At 52.7% G+C, this 1202-nt stretch carries 1 protein-coding gene; it reads left to right on the plus strand.

Annotated features, from left to right (window positions below):
• Positions 1-74: 74 nt before the first annotated feature.
• Positions 75-1186, plus strand: a protein-coding gene (locus ACLEIV_RS16825; RefSeq protein ID WP_410457778.1) for an IS3 family transposase whose coding sequence is annotated in 2 segments (ribosomal slippage) — positions 75-336 and positions 336-1186 — 1113 coding nt in all. Because the reading frame shifts where the segments join, the coding sequence is not laid out codon by codon here.
• The last annotated feature ends 16 nt before the right edge of the window (positions 1187-1202 follow it).

The raw sequence follows: 1202 nt of genomic DNA on the forward strand, positions 1-1202 counted from the left end.
TGTAACCATCCCCTAAAATCGGTGCATGTATCATTAGAGTTCTTCGGCCTACAATGAGGCAAATGGAGAACGACATGAAAAAATCACGCTATAGCGAGTCGCAGATCGTCAAGATCCTGAAAGAGGTCGAAGGCGGCCGTTTGGTCAAGGAAGTGTGTCGAGAATACGGCATCTCCGATGCGACCTACTACAACTGGAAGTCCAAATACGGTGGCATGGAAGCCTCCGATGTGAAACGTCTCAAGGAGCTGGAGGAGGAGAACCGCCGCCTGAAGCAGATGTACGCCGAGCTCAGTCTCGACCACAAGTTGCTGAAGGACGTCATCGAAAAAAAGCTGTAAAGCCGGCGGTTCGACGAGAGTTGGTTGATTACCTCAAGCAAGTTCATGGCGTCACGACACGCCGGGCCTGCAGGATCGCTGGCATTAGTGACTCGGTGTATCGATACCGTCCAGACACGTCTAGAGACACGCCAGTGATCGCTGCCCTTCAGAGCGCAGTTGAACGTTATCCCGCCTATGGCTTCAGCAAACTGTTCAAAGTGCTGAGACGGTGGGGATATGGCTGGAATCATAAGCGGGTGCACCGACTTTACTGTGCACTGAGCCTGAACAAGCGACGTCGAAGTAAAAGGCGGCTCCCAACACGGAACCCCGAACCGTTGAGCGTGCCTTCAACCATCAACCAGTGTTGGTCCGTCGATTTCATGAGCGACAGCCTATTTTGCGGTCGCCGGTTCCGCACCTTTAACGTGGTGGACGATTTTAATCGGGAGGTGCTGGCCATCGAGATCGATCTGAACCTGCCAGCCCCGAGGGTCATTCGGGTTCTGGAACGTATTATCGCCTGGCGAGGCTATCCGGCCAAACTGCGCATGGATAACGGCCCTGAATTCATCTCTATGGCGTTGGCAGACTGGGCTGAAGATAACGGAGTTGCCCTGGAATTTATCAAGCCAGGAACACCAACCCAGAATTCCTATATCGAGCGTTTCAATCGAACTTACCGGGACGAGATCCTGAACATGTACGTGTTCAGGAACCTCACCGAAGTTCGGGAGCTGACCGAATCCTGGATGACGGAATACAACGATGAGCGCCCCCACGACTCACTGGAGGATCTGACGCCATGGGAGTATTTGGCGAAACACCAACGGGCGGAAAACTCTAATTTTCTGTGTAACTAGAACAGGGATGTTTACA

Source organism: Oceanisphaera submarina, from assembly GCF_046521305.1.
Classification (GTDB): Bacteria; Pseudomonadota; Gammaproteobacteria; order Enterobacterales; family Aeromonadaceae; genus Oceanimonas; species Oceanimonas submarina.